16 protein-coding genes and 1 pseudogene are annotated in these 22,054 nt (G+C 58.8%); 11 read left to right on the top strand and 6 right to left on the bottom strand.

Annotated features, from left to right (window positions below; translation table 11 throughout):
* Nucleotides 1-84 precede the first annotated feature (84 nt).
* From AB7M23_RS04860 to AB7M23_RS04840, 5 genes are all read left to right on the top strand, one after another.
* Nucleotides 85-3,015: an aminotransferase gene (locus tag AB7M23_RS04860; RefSeq protein WP_454242145.1), complete on the top strand. Its 2,931-nt coding sequence runs from the start codon at nt 85-87 to the stop codon at nt 3,013-3,015.
* 227 nt (nt 3,016-3,242) lie between these two features.
* Complete coding sequence (gene aguB / locus AB7M23_RS04855) at nt 3,243-4,121, top strand: N-carbamoylputrescine amidase (RefSeq protein ID WP_454240314.1); 879 nt, start codon at nt 3,243-3,245, stop codon at nt 4,119-4,121.
* Between the two features lie 57 nt (nt 4,122-4,178).
* Complete coding sequence (gene aguA, locus AB7M23_RS04850; protein WP_454240313.1) at nt 4,179-5,288, top strand: agmatine deiminase; 1,110 nt, start codon at nt 4,179-4,181, stop codon at nt 5,286-5,288.
* Between the two features lie 185 nt (nt 5,289-5,473).
* Complete coding sequence (locus tag AB7M23_RS04845; protein ID WP_065762061.1) at nt 5,474-5,677, top strand: hypothetical protein; 204 nt, start codon at nt 5,474-5,476, stop codon at nt 5,675-5,677.
* 340 nt (nt 5,678-6,017) lie between these two features.
* Nucleotides 6,018-7,298, top strand: a complete 1,281-nt coding sequence (locus tag AB7M23_RS04840; RefSeq protein WP_454240312.1) for an OprD family porin — start codon at nt 6,018-6,020, stop codon at nt 7,296-7,298.
* Between the two features lie 23 nt (nt 7,299-7,321).
* Here AB7M23_RS04840 and AB7M23_RS04835 read toward each other — a convergent pair whose 3' ends face one another.
* From AB7M23_RS04835 to AB7M23_RS04825, 3 genes are all read right to left on the bottom strand, one after another.
* Nucleotides 7,322-8,986, bottom strand: a complete 1,665-nt coding sequence (locus tag AB7M23_RS04835) for an FMN-binding glutamate synthase family protein (RefSeq protein WP_065761092.1) — start codon at nt 8,984-8,986, stop codon at nt 7,322-7,324.
* A gap of 149 nt (nt 8,987-9,135) precedes the next feature.
* A complete protein-coding gene (locus AB7M23_RS04830; protein ID WP_454240311.1) occupies nt 9,136-10,287 on the bottom strand; it encodes a lysozyme inhibitor LprI family protein in 1,152 nt (383 codons plus the stop codon).
* Between the two features lie 85 nt (nt 10,288-10,372).
* Nucleotides 10,373-11,713, bottom strand: coding sequence for a hypothetical protein (locus AB7M23_RS04825; protein ID WP_454240310.1), 1,341 nt, complete (start codon nt 11,711-11,713; stop codon nt 10,373-10,375).
* A gap of 338 nt (nt 11,714-12,051) precedes the next feature.
* Between AB7M23_RS04825 and AB7M23_RS04820 the strand changes: the two are divergent.
* The 5 genes and pseudogenes from AB7M23_RS04820 to AB7M23_RS04800 all read left to right on the top strand — a co-directional run.
* Nucleotides 12,052-13,287: pseudogene (locus AB7M23_RS04820) on the top strand (cache domain-containing protein); the annotation flags it as partial.
* 150 nt (nt 13,288-13,437) lie between these two features.
* Complete coding sequence (locus tag AB7M23_RS04815; RefSeq protein ID WP_409277774.1) at nt 13,438-14,193, top strand: methyl-accepting chemotaxis protein; 756 nt, start codon at nt 13,438-13,440, stop codon at nt 14,191-14,193.
* A 130-nt stretch (nt 14,194-14,323) separates the two neighbouring features.
* The gene (locus AB7M23_RS04810) at nt 14,324-16,102 is read left to right on the top strand and encodes a SulP family inorganic anion transporter (protein WP_454240309.1); all 1,779 of its coding nucleotides are present in this window, start codon (nt 14,324-14,326) and stop codon (nt 16,100-16,102) included.
* Between the two features lie 441 nt (nt 16,103-16,543).
* Nucleotides 16,544-16,855, top strand: coding sequence for a DUF3077 domain-containing protein (locus AB7M23_RS04805; RefSeq protein ID WP_065761096.1), 312 nt, complete (start codon nt 16,544-16,546; stop codon nt 16,853-16,855).
* Nucleotides 16,856-17,120: 265 nt separating this feature from the next.
* Nucleotides 17,121-17,351, top strand: a complete 231-nt coding sequence (locus AB7M23_RS04800) for a hypothetical protein (RefSeq protein WP_454240308.1) — start codon at nt 17,121-17,123, stop codon at nt 17,349-17,351.
* Nucleotides 17,352-17,449: 98 nt separating this feature from the next.
* Here the strand turns inward: AB7M23_RS04800 and AB7M23_RS04795 are convergent, their stop codons facing one another.
* Nucleotides 17,450-18,127: an FMN-dependent NADH-azoreductase gene (locus AB7M23_RS04795; protein ID WP_454240307.1), complete on the bottom strand. Its 678-nt coding sequence runs from the start codon at nt 18,125-18,127 to the stop codon at nt 17,450-17,452.
* 98 nt (nt 18,128-18,225) lie between these two features.
* Between AB7M23_RS04795 and AB7M23_RS04790 the strand changes: the two genes are divergently transcribed.
* Nucleotides 18,226-19,080 (top strand): LysR family transcriptional regulator, encoded by an 855-nt coding sequence (locus tag AB7M23_RS04790; protein WP_065761099.1) that lies wholly within the window; start codon nt 18,226-18,228, stop codon nt 19,078-19,080.
* 657 nt (nt 19,081-19,737) lie between these two features.
* Here AB7M23_RS04790 and AB7M23_RS04785 read toward each other — a convergent pair.
* Together AB7M23_RS04785 and AB7M23_RS04780 are read right to left on the bottom strand one after the other, a co-directional pair.
* Nucleotides 19,738-21,597, bottom strand: coding sequence for a DUF3732 domain-containing protein (locus tag AB7M23_RS04785; RefSeq protein WP_454240306.1), 1,860 nt, complete (start codon nt 21,595-21,597; stop codon nt 19,738-19,740).
* Nucleotides 21,594-22,052, bottom strand: coding sequence for a three component ABC system middle component (locus AB7M23_RS04780; protein ID WP_454240305.1), 459 nt, complete (start codon nt 22,050-22,052; stop codon nt 21,594-21,596). Before AB7M23_RS04780 ends, AB7M23_RS04785 begins: the two co-directional genes overlap by 4 nt.
* Between the last annotated feature and the right edge of the window lie 2 nt (nt 22,053-22,054).

Below are 22,054 nucleotides of genomic sequence, written 5' to 3'. Positions count from 1 at the left end.
GTGGCTGTCGACGTCACGGGAAAAGGATACCCGGTACAGCCTTTTTTTCCTGCTCCCTTGCTTATCGGCAGCAGCGGTGGCGATATAAGCAGCAAAAAAAACGAGGCTTGCCCCATGCCGCTCACTACCCTTATCCACCGATCCAGCTTACCGCGCCCGGATGTCAGCGAATCACAGGCCCTGCAGTTGCTGCAGGAACATTATGGGCTTACCGGCACGTTACAGTCGCTGGGCAGTCAACAAGACCTGAATTTTCGCCTCGACAGCCCTCAGGGTCGTTACGTGTTGAAGATCTGCCACGGTGATTATTCGCCGGTCGAGCTTCAGGCCCAGCATGCCGCTTTGGGTTACCTGCGCGAGCGCTGGTTGCCGGTGCCTGGCGTGGTGCCGGCGCGTTCCGGTGAGCACCTGTTGGCGCTGAGCCTGAATGGCCAGCCCCTGCGCGCCCGTCTGCTTGAGTACATCGAAGGCCAGTCGCTGACCCGCCTCAAGCGCCTGGAGCCACGGCTGATGGCTGAGCTGGGCGAGTTCTGTGCGCGCATCGACCATGCCTTGGCCGACTTCAGCCACCCAGGCCTTGAACGTACCCTGCAGTGGGACCCACGGCATGCCCCGGCGCTGATCGAGCATCTATTGCCGGTACTCGTCGAAGGGCCGCGCAAGGCGCGCGTGCAGGGGGCGGCCACGGAGGCCTGGCAGTACCTGGCCCCGCTGATCGAACACCTGCCGCAGCAGGCCGTGCACCTGGACATCACTGACGACAACACCGTGTGGCAGCGCGATGCCCAGCGCCACTGGCAGTTGCAGGGGGTGATCGACTTTGGCGACTTGCTGCATACCTGGCGGATTGCCGACCTCTCGGTGACTTGCGCGGCGCTGCTGCACCACGCCGAAGGCGACCCGTTGCGTATCCTGCCGGCCATTCAGGCGTACCAGGTCGTCAACCCGCTGACTGAAGCCGAACTCAAGGCCCTGTGGCCGATGATCGTGGCCCGTGCCGCCGTGCTGGTGCTGAGCGGGGAGCAGCAGGTCAGCGTCGATCCGGGCAATGCCTACAGCCGGGACAACCTGGCCCATGAGTGGGAAATTTTCGAGGTCGCGACCAGCGTGCCGTTCGCCTTGATGGAAACGGCGATCCTGCAGGCCGCGGGTCATGACCTGGCCCCGCTAGGGTTGGTCAACACCACGCTGTTAATGCCCAGCCTGAACGGCCAGCCTGTCGCCCGCGTCGACCTCGGGGTACTCAGCGAACACTTTCAGGCCGGTAACTGGCAGCAGCCGGGCATCGACCAGCAGTTGCTGCGCGCCCAGAACGGGCTGGCCTGCTCGCTGCACGGCCAATACCGGTTGTCGCGTACCCATATCGATAACCCGCAGGAACCCGAAACCTGCGCCTTGCATGTCGAGTTGCAGGTTCCCTCGGGCACGGCCCTGCAGGCGCCGTTTGCCGGTGTCTGGCACGCAGCGATGGCGGGCGGTGGTTGCCTGCAGGGTGAGCAGGTCAGCCTGTGGTTGTGGGGCGTGGTCGATGCCCCGGCCGATGGCCAGGCGCTCAAGCAGGGCGAGCCGCTGGGGCAAAGCAGTGTCGGCCTGATGCTGCAACTGTGCCGCGTACCGGGGTTGTGCCCGCCATTGTTCGCCACGCCTTCACGTGCGCAGGCCTGGCTGGCGCTATGCCCGTCGCCGCAGCCGTTGCTCGGGTTTGCCTGCGACGCTGAACCACTGGCCGATGCCCAGGCACTGCTTGAGCGGCGTGACGCCAGTTTCGCCCGTTCGCAGAAGCACTATTACCAGCAGCCACCGCAGATCGAGCGTGGCTGGCGCAACTACCTGATCGACATGCAGGGCCGCTCCTACCTGGACATGCTCAACAACGTTGCGGTGCTTGGTCATGGCCACCCACGGATGGTCGCCGAGTCGGCGCGGCAATGGTCGTTGCTCAATACCAACTCACGCTTCCACTACGCGGCCATTGCCGAGTTCTCCGAGCGCCTGCTGGAATTGGCGCCCGAGGGCATGGACCGGGTGTTTCTGGTCAACAGCGGCACCGAAGCCAACGACCTGGCGATCCGCCTGGCCTGGGCCTACAGCGGTGGCCGCGACATGCTCAGCGTATTGGAGGCCTACCACGGCTGGTCGGTGGCCACCGATGCGATTTCCACCTCCATTGCCGACAACCCGCAAGCCCTGACCACCCGTCCAGACTGGGTACACCCGGTGATGGCGCCGAACACCTACCGTGGTGCCTACCGGGGCGCTGAGAGCACTGCCGACTATGTTCGTGATGTCGATGCCACCCTCGACCGCCTGACCGCGCAGAAGCGCCAGGTGGCCGGTTTCATCTGTGAACCGGTGTACGGCAACGCCGGCGGTATCGCCTTGCCGCCGGGTTACCTGCAACAGGTCTACGGCAAGGTTCGGGCCTTGGGCGGCGCCTGTATCGCCGACGAGGTGCAGGTCGGCTATGGCCGCCTTGGCGATTATTTCTGGGGCTTCGAGCAACAGGGCGTGGTGCCGGACATCATCACCATGGCCAAGGGCATGGGTAACGGCCACCCACTGGGCGCGGTCATCACCCGTCGGGAAATCGCCGAGGCACTGGAGGCCGAAGGCTACTTCTTCTCGTCTGCTGGCGGCAGCCCGGTCAGTTGCCGGATCGGCATGGCCGTGCTCGATGTCATGGGCGAAGAAGGCCTGTGGGACAACGCGCGGACCGTCGGTGGGCACTTCAAGGCACGGCTGCAGGCATTGGTCGATAAACATCCGCTTGTGGGCGCCGTGCACGGTTCCGGTTTCTACCTGGGCCTGGAACTGGTGCGCGACCGCAGCACACTGGAGCCGGCCACCGAAGAAACCGCGGCGCTGTGCGAGCGCTTGCGCGAACTGGGGATCTTCATGCAGCCAACCGGTGACTACCTGAACATCCTCAAGATCAAACCGCCGATGTGCACCACCCGTGAAAGCGTCGATTTCTTCGTCGACAGCGTGGCGAAGGTGTTGGCAGAAGACCTCTAAACCCGCATTGGGGCTGCACTGCAGCCCATCGCAGGCAAGCCTGCTCCTCCAAGGGGGGCAGGTTTTTCTACAATGTGACCAACATGGATAGCACTGATTTAAATCGATTGTTATCGGTTTAAATGGCAATGCTCACCCTTTTATTTTGATTTATCGCCTTCCAAAGCCGATTTTTATCGGCTATAAAGTCCTCATTACTTGCCCAGCAACCCTTCGAGGACGTTTTCATGAGCCGCATCGTTACCGTCGCCGCCACCCAGATGGCCTGTGCCTGGGATCGCGACGCCAACATCGCCACCGCCGAGAAACTGGTGCGCGAAGCCGCCGCCAAGGGCGCGCAGATCATCCTGATCCAGGAACTGTTCGAGACCCCGTACTTCTGCCAGAAGCCCAACGCCGACTACCTGCAACTGGCCACCCCGGTTGAAACCAACGCCGCTATCGTCCATTTCCAGAAGCTGGCCAAGGAGCTGCAAGTGGTGCTGCCGATCAGCTTCTACGAACTGGCCGGGCGGGCGCGTTTCAACAGCATTGCGATCATCGATGCCGATGGCCGCAACCTGGGCATCTACCGCAAGAGCCATATCCCGGATGGCCCGGGCTATCACGAAAAGTACTACTTCAACCCGGGTGATTCCGGCTTCAAGGTCTGGAACACCCGTTATGCCAAGATCGGCGTCGGTATCTGCTGGGACCAGTGGTTCCCCGAGTGCGCACGCAGCATGGCCCTGCAAGGCGCGGAAATTCTGTTCTACCCGACCGCCATTGGCAGCGAACCGCATGACGCCAGCATCACCTCGCGTGATCACTGGCAGCGCGTGCAGCAAGGCCATGCCGGCGCCAACCTGATGCCGCTGGTCGCCAGCAACCGTATCGGCAAGGAAGAGCAGGATGGCTACGACATCACGTTCTATGGCTCGTCGTTCATCGCCAACCCGTTTGGCGAAAAGGTTGAAGAACTGAATGAAACCGAAGAAGGCGTGCTGGTGCATACTTTCGACCTGGACAAGCTGGAGCATGTGCGCAGCGCCTGGGGCACCTTCCGTGACCGTCGGCCGGACCTGTACGGTACGCTGAAGACCCTCGACGGTTCGCTGGAATCCTGATCACCCATTTATCGTGCCGCAGGCCCGTTCTGCGGCAGTTCTTGCAAAGGTTCAACTATGACAACCCTGACCACTACCCCACGCGCCGATGGCTTTCACATGCCTGCCGAGTGGGCGCCACAATCACAGGTCTGGATGGTGTGGCCGGAGCGCCCGGACAACTGGCGCCTTGGCGGCAAGCCTGCGCAGGCCGCGCATGTTGCCGTGGCCAAGGCCATTGCCCGCTTCGAGCCGGTGACCGTCGGCGTGTCGGCCGCCCAATACGAACATGCCTGTGCCCGCCTGCTGGACACCCCGAGCATCCGCGTGGTGGAAATCAGCAATGACGATGCCTGGGTACGTGACACTGGCCCGACCTTTGTGATCAACGACACGGGTGAAGTCCGCGGCGTCGATTGGGGCTTCAATGCCTGGGGTGGTTTTGAGGGCGGCCTGTACGCACCGTGGAACCGTGATGAACAAGTGGCTGGCAAGATCCTGCAGATCGAGCGCTGCCCACGCTACCAGACCGAAGGCTTCGTGCTGGAAGGTGGCTCGATTCACGTCGACGGCGAAGGCACGCTGATCACCACAGAAGAATGCCTGCTCAATCACAACCGCAACCCGCACCTGAACCGTGAGCAAATAGAGGCGATCCTGCGCGATCACCTGGCGGTGGAGACCATCGTCTGGCTGCCTGATGGCCTTTATAACGACGAAACCGATGGGCACGTGGACAACTTTTGCTGTTACGTGCGCCCTGGTGAAGTGTTACTGGCCTGGACCGATGATTCCAACGACCCCAACTTTGCACGTTGCCGTGCGGCACTTGAGGTGTTGGAGCGTCAGCGCGATGCCAAAGGGCGCACCTTTGTGGTGCATAAAATGCCGATCCCCGGGCCGCTGTACGCAACCGAGGAGGAGTGCGCGGGTGTCGATCCGGTCGCCGGTAGCCAGGAGCGCAATCCGTCGGTTCGCCTTGCCGGCTCCTATGTCAACTTCCTGATCGTCAATGGTGCGATCATCGCGCCAAGCTTCGACGACCCGGCAGATGCCGAGGCTAGAGCGATTTTGCAGACGTTGTTCGCGGATCGTGAGGTAGTCATGGTGCCAGGTCGTGAGCTGTTGCTCGGTGGCGGCAACATCCATTGCCTGACCCAACAGCAGCCAGCACCGGTCAAACGCTGAAGCATTTAAGTAAAAAGGCCCGTCGCACGACGGGCTTTTTTTTGCGCGTCATTCGACGATCGGAGCTCGATCTGGCACAGCTCTTGTATTCGTTTTGCATTGTATTTCAAGCGGATAGAGCACGTAGTTCTGTCACAAAGTTAACGTAGGTTAATGGCTCACGACCCTGGGGAGTACGTGTCGATATGAATGTAGTCAGTGAGCCAGCTTCAGGCCTGTCCATCGTTAATAACGAATCGATCAAGGCACTGGCACAGTGGTTGAAAAACAATGCAAATAATCGAGTCAGGAAGACCGATCCGCGACGTCGGTTGTTGGTTGAGCGGTACCCGGTGGGTTTGATCAGTGAAGCAGAGCTCGATGCGCTGCTCGGGGTCTGGCACCACTGACTGAGCGATCGCCGGCAAGGTCTGCCTTGCCGGCGATGCGTTTTCTCCTGTCCTGCTCTTCGTGTCACCCAGCAGTGCTGCATGCCCCGCCATTCTCAAAATTGCACGATCGACCGCTGATCCGTGCCGTTCACGAATTTTTGACACACAGAACTGCTGACCGCTAGGATTCGGCCCTCGCCTGTAGGCCCATTCACCTTGTACCCAGAATAGATGGCCCGCTGTGCCTATGCGCAGGGGGCTTTTTTGTTTTCAGACCCGCGAGCGTCAACCCACGCAGGGGGCGTGGTTCCTGGTGCCGGTCGCAGCGCGTCTTTGTTTTTGTGATAAGGAAAATAAAATGTTGAAAACCAGGATCAGCCTGATCGCTTTGGGTTTGTTGTCCGCGACTCAGGCCATGGCCAATGACCAGGCCAATGCCAACGGTTTCGTAGAAGACAGCAGCATGAATGTGCTGCTGCGTAACGCCTACATGAATCGCGACAAGAAGCATGACACGCATGACCAGATCCAATGGGGTCAAGGCGTCATTGGCAACTTCTCCTCTGGCTTCACCCAAGGCACCGTAGGTGTTGGCGTCGATGCTTTCGGTCTGTACGCGGTGCGCCTGGATGGCGGCACTGGTCACAATGGCGGCGGCGGTATCGACTTCTTCAAGCGTGGCGACAGCGGCAACGCCCAGCACGACATCGCCCGCGGTGGTGCGGCGGTCAAGTTCCGCGTCTCCAACACCGTACTGAAGTACGGCGACCAGATGCCGACACTGCCTGTGCTGCAATATGACGATTCGCGTCTGCTGCCAGAAAGCTACACCGGCACCCTGGTCACCTCCAAGGAGATCGAAGGCCTGGAGCTGAACGCGGGTCGTTTCACTCAGGAAGCACGCAAGAGCGCCGAGCAGCGTGACAGCGGCCTGAAGTCGATCAACGTCTTCGGTGGTAGCTACAAGTTCACCAACAACCTGTCGGCTTCCCTGTACGGCTCCGACGTCGAAGACGTCATGAAGAAGCAGTACCTGGGCGTCAACTACGTGATGCCGATCGCCGCCGAGCGCTCACTGACCCTGGACTTCAACGGCTACAAGTCGAAGATGGACCGCCAGTACGTCGAAAAGGCAGACCTGAACGGTCGTGACAACACCATCTGGAGCCTGGCAGCAACCTACGCCTTCGGCCCGCACTCGATCACCCTGGCGCACCAGCGCAGCACCGGTGACACCGGCTACAACTATGGCGGTTACCAGAACGTTGGTGGCGTGGGTGACGGTGGTTCGACCATCTACCTGGCCAACTCCTACTGGTCCGACTTCAACGCTGAAGACGAGCGTTCCTGGCAGTTGGGCTATGGTCTGGACTTCGGTGCCTTCGGCGTACCGGGCCTGACCTACAAAGTGGCCTACGTGCGTGGTGACAACATCAACACCCACGGCCTGGGCGAAGGCACCGAGCGCGAAATCTTCAACCAGTTCAAGTACGTCGTACAGGCCGGCCCAGCCAAGGACCTGTCGGTCAAGCTGCGCAGCTCGTTCCTGCGCACCTCGAACAACCTGCGCGCTATCGACTACAACGACGACGGCAACGAAGTCCGCGTATTCGTCGAGTACCCGATCAGCGTCTTCTGATTGGTGTCTCCCACAACCCCGGCCTAGGCCGGGGTTGTTTCTCTACGGTTCCTGGCCGCCCGGATCTCCACCACCTCGCCGGTATCTGCGGCGAAGCTGTCACTGCGGGCCATCCGCCACATCCGCGCATAAAAATCGCTTTCAATCGAGCCACTGAGCAATTCGCCAGGCTTGAGGAACACGTGCAACTGCGAAAACAGGCGTACTTCGCTAGGGCTGATGCGTCGCGCCAGGTGCTTGGGCTTGAGCTCTTCAGGGTGCTCCAGGCCTGCAGCAGCGAGCATCTCGGCCAGTGCGTGCAGCGTGTTGCGGTGGAAGCTGTATACCCGCTCGGCTTTCTCCGGCACCACCAGCGCCCGCTGGCGTAGCGGGTCTTGGGTGGCAACCCCGGTCGGGCACTTGTTGGTGTGGCAGCTTTGCGACTGAATGCAGCCGATGGCGAACATGAAACCGCGTGCCGAGTTGACCCAGTCGGCACCGATGGCCAGCACACTGGCAATGTCGAAGGCACTGACAATCTTGCCGGCGGCACCGATACGAATCTTGTCGCGCAGGTTCAGGCCCACCAGCGTGTTGTGCACGAACATCAGGCCTTCACGCATTGGCACGCCGATGTTGTCGCTGAACTCCCGTGGAGCCGCACCGGTGCCGCCTTCCTTGCCGTCGACGACAATGAAGTCCGGGAGAATGCCGGTGGCCAGCATGGCCTTGGCGATCCCCATGAACTCCCAGGGATGGCCCAGGCAGAACTTGAAGCCGACCGGTTTGCCACCGGACAGTTCGCGCAGTTGGCCAATGAACTGCAGCAACTCCACCGGGCTGCGGAACGCGGTGTGAGCAGCAGGGGAGACGCAGTCTTCACCCACGTTCACGCCGCGTGTTTCGGCGATTTCAGCGCTGACCTTGTGCCCCGGCAGAATCCCGCCGTGGCCCGGCTTCGCGCCCTGGCTGAGTTTGACCTCGATCATCTTCACCTGAGCCGAGCAGGCCTGTTCGGCGAAGCGTTCAGGGTCGAAATGGCCGTCGGCGGTGCGGCAACCAAAGTAGCCGCTGCCAATTTCCCAGATCAGGTCACCACCGTGCTCACGGTGATAGGGGCTGATGCTGCCCTCGCCAGTGTCATGGGCAAAGCGGCCGAGTTTGGCGCCCTTGTTCAGCGCGCCGATGGCGTTGGCGCTGAGTGCACCAAAGCTCATCGCGGAAATGTTGAAGATCGAGGCCGAGTACGGCTGGCGGCACTGCGGCCCGCCGATGGCCACGCGGAATGATGCCGGGTCGGGGGTTTCCACGGGCAGCATCGAATGGCTGATGAACTCGAAGCCCGGCTTGTACACATCGTTCAGCGTACCGAAGGCTTTCTCGGCGCTCTCGTTCTTGGCCCGTGCGTACACCAGCGAGCGCTGGGCCCGGGAGAACGGCAGCTTGTCGTCGTCGCCTTCAAGCAGGTACTGGCGAATTTCCGGGCGGATGGTTTCGATCAGGTAACGGATATTGCCCAGGATCGGGTAGTTGCGTCGCACCGCGTGATGGCTCTGGCGCAGGTCATTGAGGCCAACCAGGCTGAGCAGGGCGGTGATCAACGTCAGGGGCCAGAGGCCCGCGTGGGCAGAGAGAAAAGGCAGGCTTGCGACAGTGAAAAGCAGACAGCCTGCCAGGCAGGCATAACGGCTGTAGAGCGACGGTTTCATGGATCTTCCGCTGATGAGTACGTCTTGCCTAGGATAGGGAAAGCGCTTCGGGAGAAAACCTGCGATTTCAGTAAAACACTTTTAAGGGGCAGGGGCTTGCAAGCGGCCAGCCGTCATGGGCGTTGGCGCAGGCAAGCCGGTTTACCCCCTTACTGAACCGGGGCGATGGCGAAACCCAAACGGTTTTCCTCAAGGTAGACAAGTGCTTCCTGGCCAAGCAGCTCCACGGGCCGCGCCGAAACCGCTTCATGCTCAGGGACGATCTTGGACAACACCTTGTTGATCAGGTCCACCCGCCAGACACAGGCCATGGCACCGCTGTTGTCGAAGTACAACACGGCCCGGCGCTCGCTCCAGGTCGGGTTCACCAGGCTCCAGTCGCTGGCGTCGTTGGCCATCACGCGCTCGGTCTTGTGGCGGTCAACCCGCTCGTCATACGACAGGGTCAGGTTGCTGTTGTTGCCGTTGATGTCGTCCAGGATACGGGCCTTGGCGAACTGTGCGGTACTGGACGGCACCTGGAACGTCTGCGCGGTCGGCTGTGGTGCCGCACCCGACCCCAAGGTATACGCCATGGCCTGTTGCAGGCCTTTGTCTTCTTGCTGGCGATAATAGAACACCCCGTCGACCACCCCGGCGTAGCGCTTGCCCTGATCGTAGAAACCGGTTTTTTCCCAGCCCTGGAAGGCAATGTGGGTGGCGATCGGGTGCCAGCCCGGGCGGGTATCGGTGTATTCGTAAAGGGTGCCGTAGGTCTGGTGGTTGAAGCGCTCGCTGAGGTACATGTTGTCGCGGTCATTGCTGTTGCTGACATAGAGAATGACATGCAGCACACCGTCGACCACGGCGGCGTCGACAATGTGCTTGAAGACGTGCGCGGGCGCCTGCGGCAGCTCGGCCAGCACGTAGCGCTGCCACGGCTCATCGTCTACTTGCGTATACACCTGCCCCTCGGGCAGTGGCGACAGCGCATGAACATCGACCCTGGGCAGCGGCTGCGGGGTCAGCCGCATGATCTGTTGGTCGTAGGCGGCCTCCAGGCAACCGATCGTCTGGCACGCGTTGCGCACCTCATACAGCCAGTTGGCCCCCAGTTGGCGGAAAACCTGATGTTTTTTCAGCGGGCGGAACAGGGCATTCAACTGCTCGTCCTTGGCGGACAGCGACGGTGTATTGCAGATGGCCTGTTCCTGCAGGGTGACAGCCTTGTTGCAGTCAAACCCCGCCGCGCTGGCGGTGTGTTGCAGGGCGAAGGCAAGCAGCCCGGCGAGCATTGCGCCAAGGCATAGGAAGCGTTTCATTGCACATCCGTGTGAGTTTGAACAAGCACGCATGGTACGTCAGCCAGTGGCCCGGGTGAACCAGGCCACGGCCACGCACCGGGCGCTAGAAGAACGTCGCCACGGTCAGTTGCAGGTAGGTGTTGGTGTCGTCGTTGCCCAACTGCAACCCGCCTTCGCTGGCACTGCGCTCAGGTTTGTACAGGCCCACCAGCGGGCTGATGATCAGGTGCTCGTTGACCGTCCACTCCAGGTACAGGTCCAGTTCCTGGCCGCTGAGGTTGCCAAGATCGCGGTCGAGGGTGTCGAAGTCGAAGAACAGCGCGCCCAGCGTCAGGTCGTCCCGTGGCGTCGCTTTCAGGCCGACATGATGCACGGCGGTATTGCTGTTGAACGGCCCGGCATAGTTGGCCGCCACTTCACCTTGATACCAGGTGCCGTAGCCACGGCTGAAACCGTAGAACAGCGGGTCGAAGGCCTCGGAGAAGCGGCTGTAGCGGTAGGTGGCCGTAGGTTTCCACGGCACATCGGCGAAGGTCCAGGCGCCCTCCAGGTACCAGGCGTTCTCGCGCCCGCTGTCACGGTCCTGGGTGGCGTACTCGAACGCCAGGTTGAGGTTTTCAACCCCCAGCCCGCCGCTGCCGCGCACGCTGACGGTGTCCATGTCCTTGCGTTCAAGCTGGGCGGCGGTGGCGAAGCGCTCGTTGACGTCCAGCCCGTGAATCCAGGTCAGCCCCAGCGTGCCGGCTGCGCCCACATGCTCCAGGGTGGCCGCCGCCAGTTCGGTTTCGGCCTGGGCACGGTTGTCTGACTTCAGCCACACCAGATCACTGCGCCAGCCTTGCGTGCCGCCCACATGCACAACCGCGGTCTGGTCGAAGGCCTTGCGCCCGGCCAGGTAGTAGGCACCGCCTCGGTCGAAGTCGGCACCGAGGTCGGCATCGCCGACGTTCACCGAGTCGCCGTTGAGCAGGAAGCCGTCGCCGAGTTTGACCAGTTGGCGGCCGGCGGAAATGTCCACGCCGTCCTCACCAAACAGTGGCAGCAGCGCCCCGGAGCGCCAGCCCAGGTAGGCGTCTTCCACGGCTGTACGGCGTTCGCTGCCGAGGGTGAAGCCTGCCGCATCACCGTCGCCCCAGGTGCCCGAGCTCACCAGGTTGAACTTGCCGTACAGGCTGCCTGCGTCGGCCAGCGTCTGGCTGCCGCTCAGGCCGTACTTGATGTAGCCCTCGCGCCAGGCCGAACTGCCAGCGCTGCGGTTGCCAGCGGTGGCATAGCTGTCCTCGCTGTGCATGATGCCGAACACCGCCTCCAGGTCGGCGTTCAGTACGCTGCCGCCCTGGTTGTACAGCTCGTAGGCTGGCGCTGGCAGGCTGGCAAATACGCCGCTGGCGGCCAGTGCCAGGGCAAGGCGCGTTCGCAGGGGAGTGGACGTTCGCGTGATCATCGGGGGGCTGCTCCTATGGTTTTTGTTGTGCAGGCCCGTGCGCAACCGCCATGCCAATGTTCGCCGGGCGCTGTAAGGCCATGGAAAACAAGGTGTTTTGCATCAACGCTCAGCCCCCTGCGCAGTGTCTCGGCATCTTGCCGATGCGACAGTCGCTGTCTCAGGCTGTAACAGTGGGGCGTGTGCGTACCTTCGCCTTGGCCGGCCATTACCCCCGTAAATGCTGGCCATCAGGCTGTTTTCAGCGCGCTTTGGCAGGTGGCACGCAATGTGTAGAGGCTCTAACAAATACGCCTGCGCAGGCGTGCCAGTCGCCCCCGGCGTAAGGATCACGTGCGATGCTGCTGAACCGTCTGTCCATCCAGTGGAAAATTACCCTGCTCACCGGGCTGTGCCTGTTGACCATCGTCGCGGTGCTGATTGGCATCTCGCTCTACCGCATGAGTGCGAGCACCGAGCTGGTCAAGGCCAGCAGCGCACAGATGCTCGAAACCTCGGCCCGCGAGCGCATGGAAGGCGAGGGCCGGGTACAGGCGCTGACCTTGCAGCGCTTTTTCCTCGCGGCCTATCAGGACGGCGTAAACCTCAGCCGCCAGGTACTGCAGCAACAACGCCAACTGCAGAAGGCCCAGCTTGCCCCTGAAGCCCTGCGCGAGTCGCTGCACCAGCAGGTGAAAGAGGCCTTGCAGGCCAATCCGCAGCTGCTCAGCCTGTACCTGGTGTTCGAGCCCAATGCGCTGGATGGCAACGATGCCCGTTTCAGCGGGCAGGGCGCCCGGGGCAGCAACGAGCAGGGGCGCTTCTCCAGCTACTGGGCGCAGCGTAACGGCGAGTTGAGCACCTTGACGGTCAGCGAAGCGCTGATCGCCGACAGCACCACCATGCTCGATGGCACCCCGTTCAACACCTGGTTCAACTGCCCCAAACAGACACTTAAACCCTGCCTGCTCAACCCCTATTTCGACGACGCTTCGGGGCAGAAGACGCTTATCACCTCGCTGACCTTCCCGGTGATCGACAACGGCAAACTGCTGGCGGTGCTGGGCATGGACATCAGCCTGGCCAACTTGCAGCAACTGGTTGAAGCCAGCAGCCAGCGGCTGTACCAGGGCAAAGGCGCGGTCAGCATCGTCAGCGCCGGCGGGTTGCTCGCCGGGCATAGCCCGGATGTGACCCGGCTGGGCCAGACGCTGAGCCAGGCCTACCCGGAACACGGCAGCGAGCTGCTGGCCCTGCAACGCCAGGGCCAGGCCCACGCGCAGCAACAGGCCGGTCGCTTGCAGGTGCTGGCGCCACTGCAACCCATACCGGACGCGCAGCCCTGGTCTGTGCTGCTTGATGTACCCATGGACGCCCTGCTGGCCCCGGCGCTAACCCTGCAGCAGGACCTCGACCGCCGTAGCGCCGAAGGCACCTGGCTGGAGCTGCTGTTCGGCCTGCTGGCTGCCGTGGCCGGGCTTTTACTGGTGTGGCTGACCGCACGCGGCGTCACCCGGCCTATCCTGGGTGTCGCCGCCATGCTGCGCGACATCGCCAGCGGCGAGGGCGACCTGACCCGGCGCCTCGCCTACGACAAGCACGACGAGTTGGGCGAACTGGCCGGTTGGTTCAACCGCTTCCTCGACAAACTGCGGCCGATCATCGCCGATGTGAAAAGCTCGGTGCAGGACGCACGCGGCACCGCCGACCAGTCTGCCGCCATTGCCAGCCAGACCAGCGCCGGTATGCAACAGCAGTACCGCGAAGTCGACCAGGTGGCCACCGCGTCCCACGAAATGAGCGCCACGGCCCATGATGTTGCCCGCAGCGCCGCACAAGCCGCAGAAGCCGCTCGCGGCGCAGACCAAGCCACCCGCGAAGGCCTCGGCGTGATCAACCAGACCACCCGCGCCATCGACGACCTGGCCCGCGACATGACCCTCGCCATGAGCCAGGTGGAAGGCCTGTCCAGCAGCAGCGAACAGATCGGCTCGGTGCTCGAAGTGATTCGCGGCATCGCCGAACAAACCAACCTGCTGGCGCTCAACGCTGCCATCGAAGCCGCCCGGGCCGGTGAGGCGGGCCGTGGCTTTGCCGTGGTCGCTGACGAAGTACGCAACCTGGCCAGGCGCACTCAGGAGTCAGTGGAAGAGATCCGCCAGGTGATCGAAGGCCTGCAAACCGGCACCCGAGATGTCGTTGCCTCAATGCACAGCAGCCATCAACAGGCCCAGGGCAGCGTTGCCCAGGTCGAACAGGCCGTTACCGCCCTGCGGCGTATTGGCGATGCCGTCACCGTCATCAGCGACATGAACCTGCAGATCGCCAGCGCGGCCGAAGAGCAAAGCTCGGTCGCTGAAGAAATCAACCGCAACGTCGCAACCATCCGTGACGTGACCGAGTCACTGTCCGGGCAGGCCGATGAGTCGGCCCAGGTGAGCCAGGCACTGAACCGTCTGGCCAACCAGCAACAAACCCTGATGGACCACTTCCGGGTATAGGGGGCGCTGCCGCGCAATACCCATGGCGTACTCCCGACTTTGCTGCTATCAAGACACCAGCGTGCACGCTAACTAAACTTCTCTGAGCCGTTAACCACGGAATTGCAGGTCTTTAGCTGCTGGGGTCTTAATGAGCAATTCCGAATCGTCGTCCCCTCGCCCTGAGCCCGGTCGAATTCACCGTCGCGTCAAGCTGACCGACCAGGCCGGTTGGGCGCGCTGGATGCCGGGGCTGCGTATGCTGCGCGAGTATCAGCTGGCCTGGCTACGCCATGACATCATGGCCGGGCTGGTGCTGACCGCCATGCTGGTGCCGGTGGGCATCGCCTACGCGGTAGCCTCGGGCATCCCCGGGATTTATGGCCTCTACGCCAGCATCGTGCCGCTGCTGGCCTACGCCCTGTTTGGCCCCAGCCGCATCCTCGTGCTCGGCCCCGATTCCTCGCTGGTGGCGGTGATACTGGCGGTGGTGCTGCCCCTGTACGGCGGCGACCCGATGCGTGCCGTTGCCCTCGCCGGCATGATGGCCGTCGTCTCCGGCGCGGTGTGCATCCTGGCCGGGGTGGCCCGCTTGGGCTTCATCACCGAACTGCTCTCCAAACCCATTCGCTACGGCTACATGAACGGCATTGCGCTGACCGTATTGATCAGCCAACAGCCCAAGTTGTTCGGCTTCTCGATTGAATCCGACGGCCCGCTGAGCAACCAGTGGGCGGTGATCATGGGCGTGTTCGAGGGCAACATCCACTGGGCCAGCTTTGCCGTCGGTGCCGCGACGCTGGCGGTTATCCTGCTGTTCAAGGGCAACGGCCGTGTGCCGAGCATCCTTATCGCCGTGGTCGGCGCAACCGTCGCAGTCAGCCTGCTGGGCCTGGCCGAAGGCGCTGGCGTCGAGGTGCTCGGCTCCCTCCCGCAAGGCCTGCCGGCCTTCGCCATCCCGTGGATTACCCGCGACGACATCGTCCCGGTACTGATCGGTGGCTGCGCGGTGGCAATGGTCTCGTTCGCCGACACCAGTGTGCTGTCGCGGGTGTATGCCGCACGAACCCGCAGCTACGTCGACCCGAACCAGGAAATGGTCGGGCTGGGCATCGCCAACCTGGCCGCCGGGTTCTTCCAGGGCTTCCCGATCAGCAGCAGCTCATCGCGCACACCCGTGGCCGAAGCCGCCGGGGCGAAAACCCAACTGACCGGCGTGGTCGGCGCGCTCACCGTAGCCGGCTTGCTGATGGTCGCCCCCGACCTGCTGAAAAACCTGCCCACCAGCGCCTTGGCTGCGGTAGTGATTGCCTCGGCCATTGGCCTGATCGAAGTCACCGACCTGCGGCGCATCTACCGTATCCAGCGCTGGGAATGCTGGTTGTCTATTGCCTGTACGGTCGGGGTGGTGATGTTCGGTGCCATCCAAGGTATTGGCCTGGCGATCGTGATTGCCGTGATCGAATTCCTCTGGGACGGCTGGCGCCCGTACTCCGCCGTGCTGGGCCGTGCCAAGGGCGTACAGGGCTACCACGACATCAAGCGTTACCCCGAGGCGCGGCAGGTGCCTGGCCTGGTGCTGTTCCGCTGGGACGCCCCGTTGTTCTTTGCCAACGCCGAACAATTCCAGGACCGCGTACTGGATGCCGTGGCCGCCTCGCCAACGCCCGTGCGCTGGTTGGTGGTAGCGGCAGAGCCGGTGACCAGCGTCGACGTCACCTCGGCCGACATGCTGGCCGAACTGATGGGCGCCCTGAACGAAGCGGGTATCGAACTGCGCATCGCCGAAATGAAAGACCCGGTCAAAGACAAACTCAAACGATTCGGCCTGTTCGCGCAACTGGGTGAAGACGCCTTCTTCCCGACCGTGGGCACGGCGGTAAAGCACTACCTCGCCACCCATGCCGTGGCGTGGGACGACTGGGGCTGAACCCTGCCCACAAAATGAAACAGCTGGGTGCTACTGAGCGCGGGTGGTTTTGCGCGAGTATTGCCGGGCTATGGCAGCTGTGCGCATGAGGGCTGTGGCCCTGCCGGGTGCCTACTGTCCCGGTCGACCAACCTGCGCATGGCGGCCACCCTTCGATCTTCGCCTTGCCTCATTGCACCTTGGGCGTTAGGCTTCCTAGGTCGCTGAACATCAGTGATCAGGCTTGGTCGCCTGTCGGAAAAAAGTACAAATCAGGTCCCATATACGAATACTGACGAGCTCCTCGTCCGTAACGTAGTTCTATGGCGGCTGTGCGTGGGAGGCATTCGTGCCTGCCGGGTTTGTCCTTTCTCCTGGTCGACCAACCTGCGTACAGCTGCCACCCAACTTGTTTGGTCGCAAGCGGTGACGGCTCAACTAAAAGAAAAAGAGACGTTCGCTATGACAAAAATCGTTCCCGATCCCCCGCAATCCCTTCTTGGCAAAACCGCGACCACCGCATTTGGTTGCTGCGACGCCGGCCATGCACCCTTGTTCACCGTACGCTCCGGCATCGATGCCGAAGACGCGCTGGTCCACGTCTCCCTGCTGCTCCAGGGTATCTACGACACGGCCCAACAGGCCTGTGAACACATCGACGACATCCCCAAAAAGGGCTTGCTATGGTCCACCCTGCATTCCGCAGAAATGGCCAAAGGGCTGGTCGATGCGGTGCTCGATGGCATTGAAACCCAAGCCTTGAACCGCCGGTAACCGATGGCGTTGTCGGCGCTTGAGTTGCCCGTATCAAGCGTCGACATCTGGTAGGCGTACTTCAGAAACCGAAGCCTGCACAAGGCCGTTCCGTTTGTTCTGAATCAATTGGCCACCCTCAACATTCGGCGGGCGTTGAACTCGACCCGAAACACGCTGCTACTTCAAGCCCTTCCTGGGGGGGGGAACGGTGTCCTCTCTTTCATGGGGCTCGTTCAATTGGTTACGCTCTGGCCTCCACCAAACACATCTCAAAGGATTGAAAATGAAAAGGAATAAAGAAGCAGTTTTGAAAGTGCTGGCTGCAGTTGAGGCGGAGCCCAATGTAGGCGGAATGAGTGGGTTTGATCTCTCCACGTTTTGTGTAGAGGATTGCGACAATGATGAGTTGGAGTCTGCAAAGCTTTTGCTGCTTGATAGCGGCTATTTGGTTGATGATGGCAAGATCAGAATTACCTGGGCCGGCCACTCACTTCTAGAGGAACTGAGGGGCTAATAATGCTATTAGGCCCAATAGCAATGTTTAAAAAGGTCAGCCCAGTGCTGGCCTTTTTTATGGTTCCTCATGGAGGATCGGGAAGATGTTCTTGATCTTCATGCAACAGAGTTCGCAGGCTGAAAGTTTATGTCCGAAACGCTTAGGGCGTCCGCCAAAGCATTTGCGCGCATCTTGGCCTCATGGCGAGAGGTACTGTCTACTTCCGACCCTAGAACCGTTTTTTCGACGATGATTGACTCTACGTCGGTAATGCCAATAAGCCGTAACCACGCTTCCACATAAGGCTTTTGAAAGTCGAAATGTTGAGCGGGTGTCAGCGACGCGGCAGAGAAATCCATACCTCGGGCATAGACGACAACCGCTTTTTTATCTCGCAACATGCCTTCGAGCCCGGTTTCCGGATTGAAACTAAACAGCACGTCTTTCTGCGATACCACGTCAATGAAGTGCTTTAGCTTGTAGGGAATGCTGAAGTTCCACAGCGGCACAGACAGCACGAGCACGTCGGCTTCGTGCAGGTAATTTGCCAATGCCTTCAGTTTATTCCAGGCAACCACCTGAGTCGCAGTCAACTCCAATCCATTCAATCCAGAGTACTTGGCATCCATCACCTCATCAGAAAACTCCGGCAGTGATATTTGCCACAGGTCTAGCGTTGTCACTTCCAGATCGGGATGAGAGCCCAATAGTCGCGAAATGAAACTCTGGGCGACTTCTATGGACGCTGAGCGATCTTTGCGGGGGGAGCATTCGATATGAAGGAGCTTGGCCATTGCAGTCTCGTGTCGTGGTAGGTGTGCGAGGCATTGCAACATATCTTTAAAAGAAATATAAATTGAGAAATCACACGCTATTTATCATGGATTGAGATATGTTTGATCCGCTTCTACTAAAGACTTTTGTTGCCGTAGTTGAAGAGCAAGGTTTTGGTCGCGCTGCAGAAAAACTCCATCTCACCCAACCTGCTGTCAGTGGGCATCTGCGCCGCTTGGAAGAGCAGGTCGGCAAACCTCTGCTCAAGAGGACAACCCGGTCGCAGGAACTGACACTGGAGGGCGACCGTCTGATGCGCCACGCCAGGATCATCCTTGCTCTCAATCGAGAGGCATGGGCTGAAATGACGCGAGCCCCTTTCCAGGGGCGTATCAGGGTGGGGCTTGCGGAAGACCTTGTGGAGACCAGGCTGCTGCGTGAACTGCAGAACCTTGCACTAGGTTACCCAGGTATGGAGATTGAGTTTCAGATCAACATCCCCGGCACACTGGTCGGCTTGATGAAGCAAGGAGAGTTGGATTTAGTGGTCGGGTCTTTGTGTGAGACCGATAGCTCAGGGATCCTGTTGTGGAGCGAACCGCTCATTTGGGCGACCGCTGCGCAGCCGCTCACCCCAATCAGCGAGCCGCTCCCGCTAGCACTGTTTCCAGAACCTTGTGCTTATCGAGAGGCGGCTTTGCTGCATCTTGCACAAGCGGGCATCGCTCAACGCACGTCGATGCTATGCACCAGCACGAATGCCCTGCGCTCGGCTGTGTTGTCCGGAATAGCCATAGCCCCGATGCCGCTAAGCCAGCTGGTTGCGGGAATCTCAGTCCTGAGCGCTGAGTATGGATTACCACCGTTACCCAATGCCGAATTTCGGTTGTTCTCGGCACCAGATGCAGACCCAGAAATCGTCACAGCGCTTACCAAGGTCTTCCTGGAATACTGCTCGATGCGCCGCCAGTGAGCATCGCTCTTGCGTTAGCTAGTACGAAGCCACCATATCAGCCTCGATCAACATCCCTTCGGGAGCCGGACGCGATATGGGAATTAATGTGCAGGCTGGTGGTTGTGCGGTGTGTTGAGATTGCTATCGCAGGCAAGCCTGCTCCTACAGGGATCTGTGCAGAACAGTGCGTTTGATCGAATCAGTGTACATCGCGGGCAAGGCTTCAGAGGATGGCTGCTTGAAAGGATTTCGCACGAACAACCGCCAGAAACAAAAAAGGCCTACCTTTCGGTGAGCCTTCTTTGGTACTGCGTATGGTGCGGCACTAGGAGTTGAATGAATTGGTATCTGGTTGAATTTGCTCGATATTGTATAAGTGGTTACTAAATTCTATCTATTTGAATACCCTTATTCGCTGCTTCAATTGTGTAGATTTTATGGGCTTAATTATTAGGTTGATGTTTGCTCTAGGTCTGCGTGTTAATGTCGCATGCGAGTAAGCATGTACGTTCGGTAGTAAAAATAAGACGAGGCAGGCTCTACTCCAGCTTCTACTACCCTTGGTGTTAGGAGATCTATGGCTTAAATTAAATGGCTATATTTATCATCGTTTTAACTTGATTCAGAATCAAGCCGGCCAGTTTGCAATTTATTGCAGCACCGGCCGGCTAGAAATTAGCTATGCGACCGGGTTTTCCACTCAGCTGGAATCAAAGCGTTAGCCTCTCGGAATTCAGGCAGTACATGTATATGTTTCAAGTCTTTAAACACATCGACTGGCACATGTTCGAGTATGATCATCTGGAATTCCGTTTTGTGCTTCGATTTCATGCGGTTTATGAAATTGTCTAACATCACGAAAGCTTTACTAACCCGAGCTGCATCAGAGCTTTTTAGATGAATATCATCTTTGACCTTCTCTTCACCGTAGTACGGGCGACTAGGTTGGTCTATGAAAAGAAAACTTGGTACAAAGCGAGAACTATTGGCTGCCGAAGCTTCATGCAAGGCAAGGAACAAAATTAAATGCATGAACATATGGTTGGAACTGCTGCCGACGTTTTCGATAAGTGACGATTGAGGCTTTCTAAGCTGTAAGACGTTGTGTTTAAAGCTGAATGCCGGGTGCCAAGTAATGTAGTTGTCCATGACGAAATCGGCTTCTACCAGCAAGGCTTGTGCGATATCATCTATTTGACGATTAACGTTTTGTCGGACCTCGACTACGTCATGTACATTGATCTCGTCAGCTAACTTCTGCAAATCGGCGATTTTACCGCTATAACTTTCTCTGTCATCGCTTGAGACTTCATGGTATGACTCTAGCTTGGCCTCTATTCTTCCTATAAATCTAGCGTGATCAATCGCTGTTTCAAATGATTTGGTTTGTTGTGGTAGAGAGTCGATGACATTTTGGTGTTCTTTTTTCTCGGTTTCTAAGCTTCTCAGCATAGTTGCCACCTGTGTGTCCACGGGTTGCTTGGTGGCGGTGGCTAACTTTAGTGCTCGTAAATCAGCATTTAAACCGTTCATCAGATCATCAAAAATTTCCGTTTTGATTAACTGATCTGCTTGGCTTAACAACGTTTCAAGCGGCTTTAAGCTGTCGAGCGTGACTTTAAGTGTCGCTTTGTACTGTTTATGCTCATCAGTGAACTCACGCAGCTTTCGCATTTTTCGATTGAGTTCAAACATTTTTGCTTTGGCGTCGGCATAGCGTTTCGCGTCTTGGCCAGATGCCTCTGGCGAAGGGCAACTATCTACAATGCCTTTCAAAAAGTTTATATCGACAACTTTTGGGATTTTGTCGATTAAACCATACTCGGCGGCAGTAGCCGCGATTTTTCTCGCTTCACCCTCGAACAAACTCTTTCCATTTGAGAGTTTGTCCTTCTTTTTTTCTAAATTTTCAATCTGTCGCAGTATGTCTTTTTTTCGTTCCCGAGCTCCGATATTGTCAAGAGTATCGATACCTAGGCTGAGGTCAAGAACTTGAGGAAGGGCTACGCGATATCGGTCTTTTTGCTGGTTGTCAAAATAGACCTCGCTGTTTGTAATAGTGTTTTCCGATATGGTGTTCATTAGCATGAAATACCGGAATGACATCTGGGTACCCTGCTTGAGACCACGGCCTCCCCAAAGCACAACGCTGCTATCTAATCCAAATTCTGCTTGGAGAATGGCTTTGATATCATCACTTTTTGCATTTGCCTCAGGAACTACAGGAAGTGCACCGATACCGGAGAAATAGAGTTGATCAGATACGGTTTGGGCAGTTGGACTTTTTCTGGCAATCACCAGCGTCTTATCGTTAATGTAAAACTGAAGGCCATACCATGCGACGTTATCATTAATCACATCGTGAGGAAGTTTGTGTTCGCTAGACAGGAGGCAGTAGTCAATAATATGCAGAAGAGAAGTTTTGCCGCGACTGCTGCCGCCTGTCAGTACGTTGATCTTGCCGCGTTCAAAATCAACGTCGCGTATTTCTCCATGTTTAGACCATAGGCGAATTTTATCAATTCCAAATTTCACAGTTGCACCCGCAAATTTAGATATAGTTCTTCTTCGGAAGATTTGAGAAGGTGAGAAATTTCTTTAGAAGCGTTTGAGATAAGTTCGGCCCGCTTTCCAAGGGCTGGGCTTGTCTCAAATATTTTAGTTTGTGAGATATTGCCGTCGTAAGATATTATTCCCAATTCATGTAAGATCTGCAGGCCGTTAATCGTATGGGTTAAGCTAGCATGGTAGCGTTGATTAAAGTTGTGTACGAAGTCGGGCCTTACAGCAGATAGTGAGGAGATTTCCCGTGAGCGAGTATTACCGTTTGCTAAATATTTTACGGTTGGGGTGTGCATTACAAAAGGCATTATGAGTAATGCTTTAGAAAGACTGAGACAATGGCAATGGTTTAGAGTCATGCCGATGGCCACCGCTGCGATGCCGGAGTTGTTGTACCCGCTCCAAGTCAGGATGCTTTTTTCGCTCATGT

It is taken from the genome of Pseudomonas sp. HLS-6 TE3448, assembly GCF_053629555.1.
The sequence above is the reverse complement of the archived record's forward strand: the minus strand, read 5'-3'. Positions and strand labels throughout refer to the sequence as shown.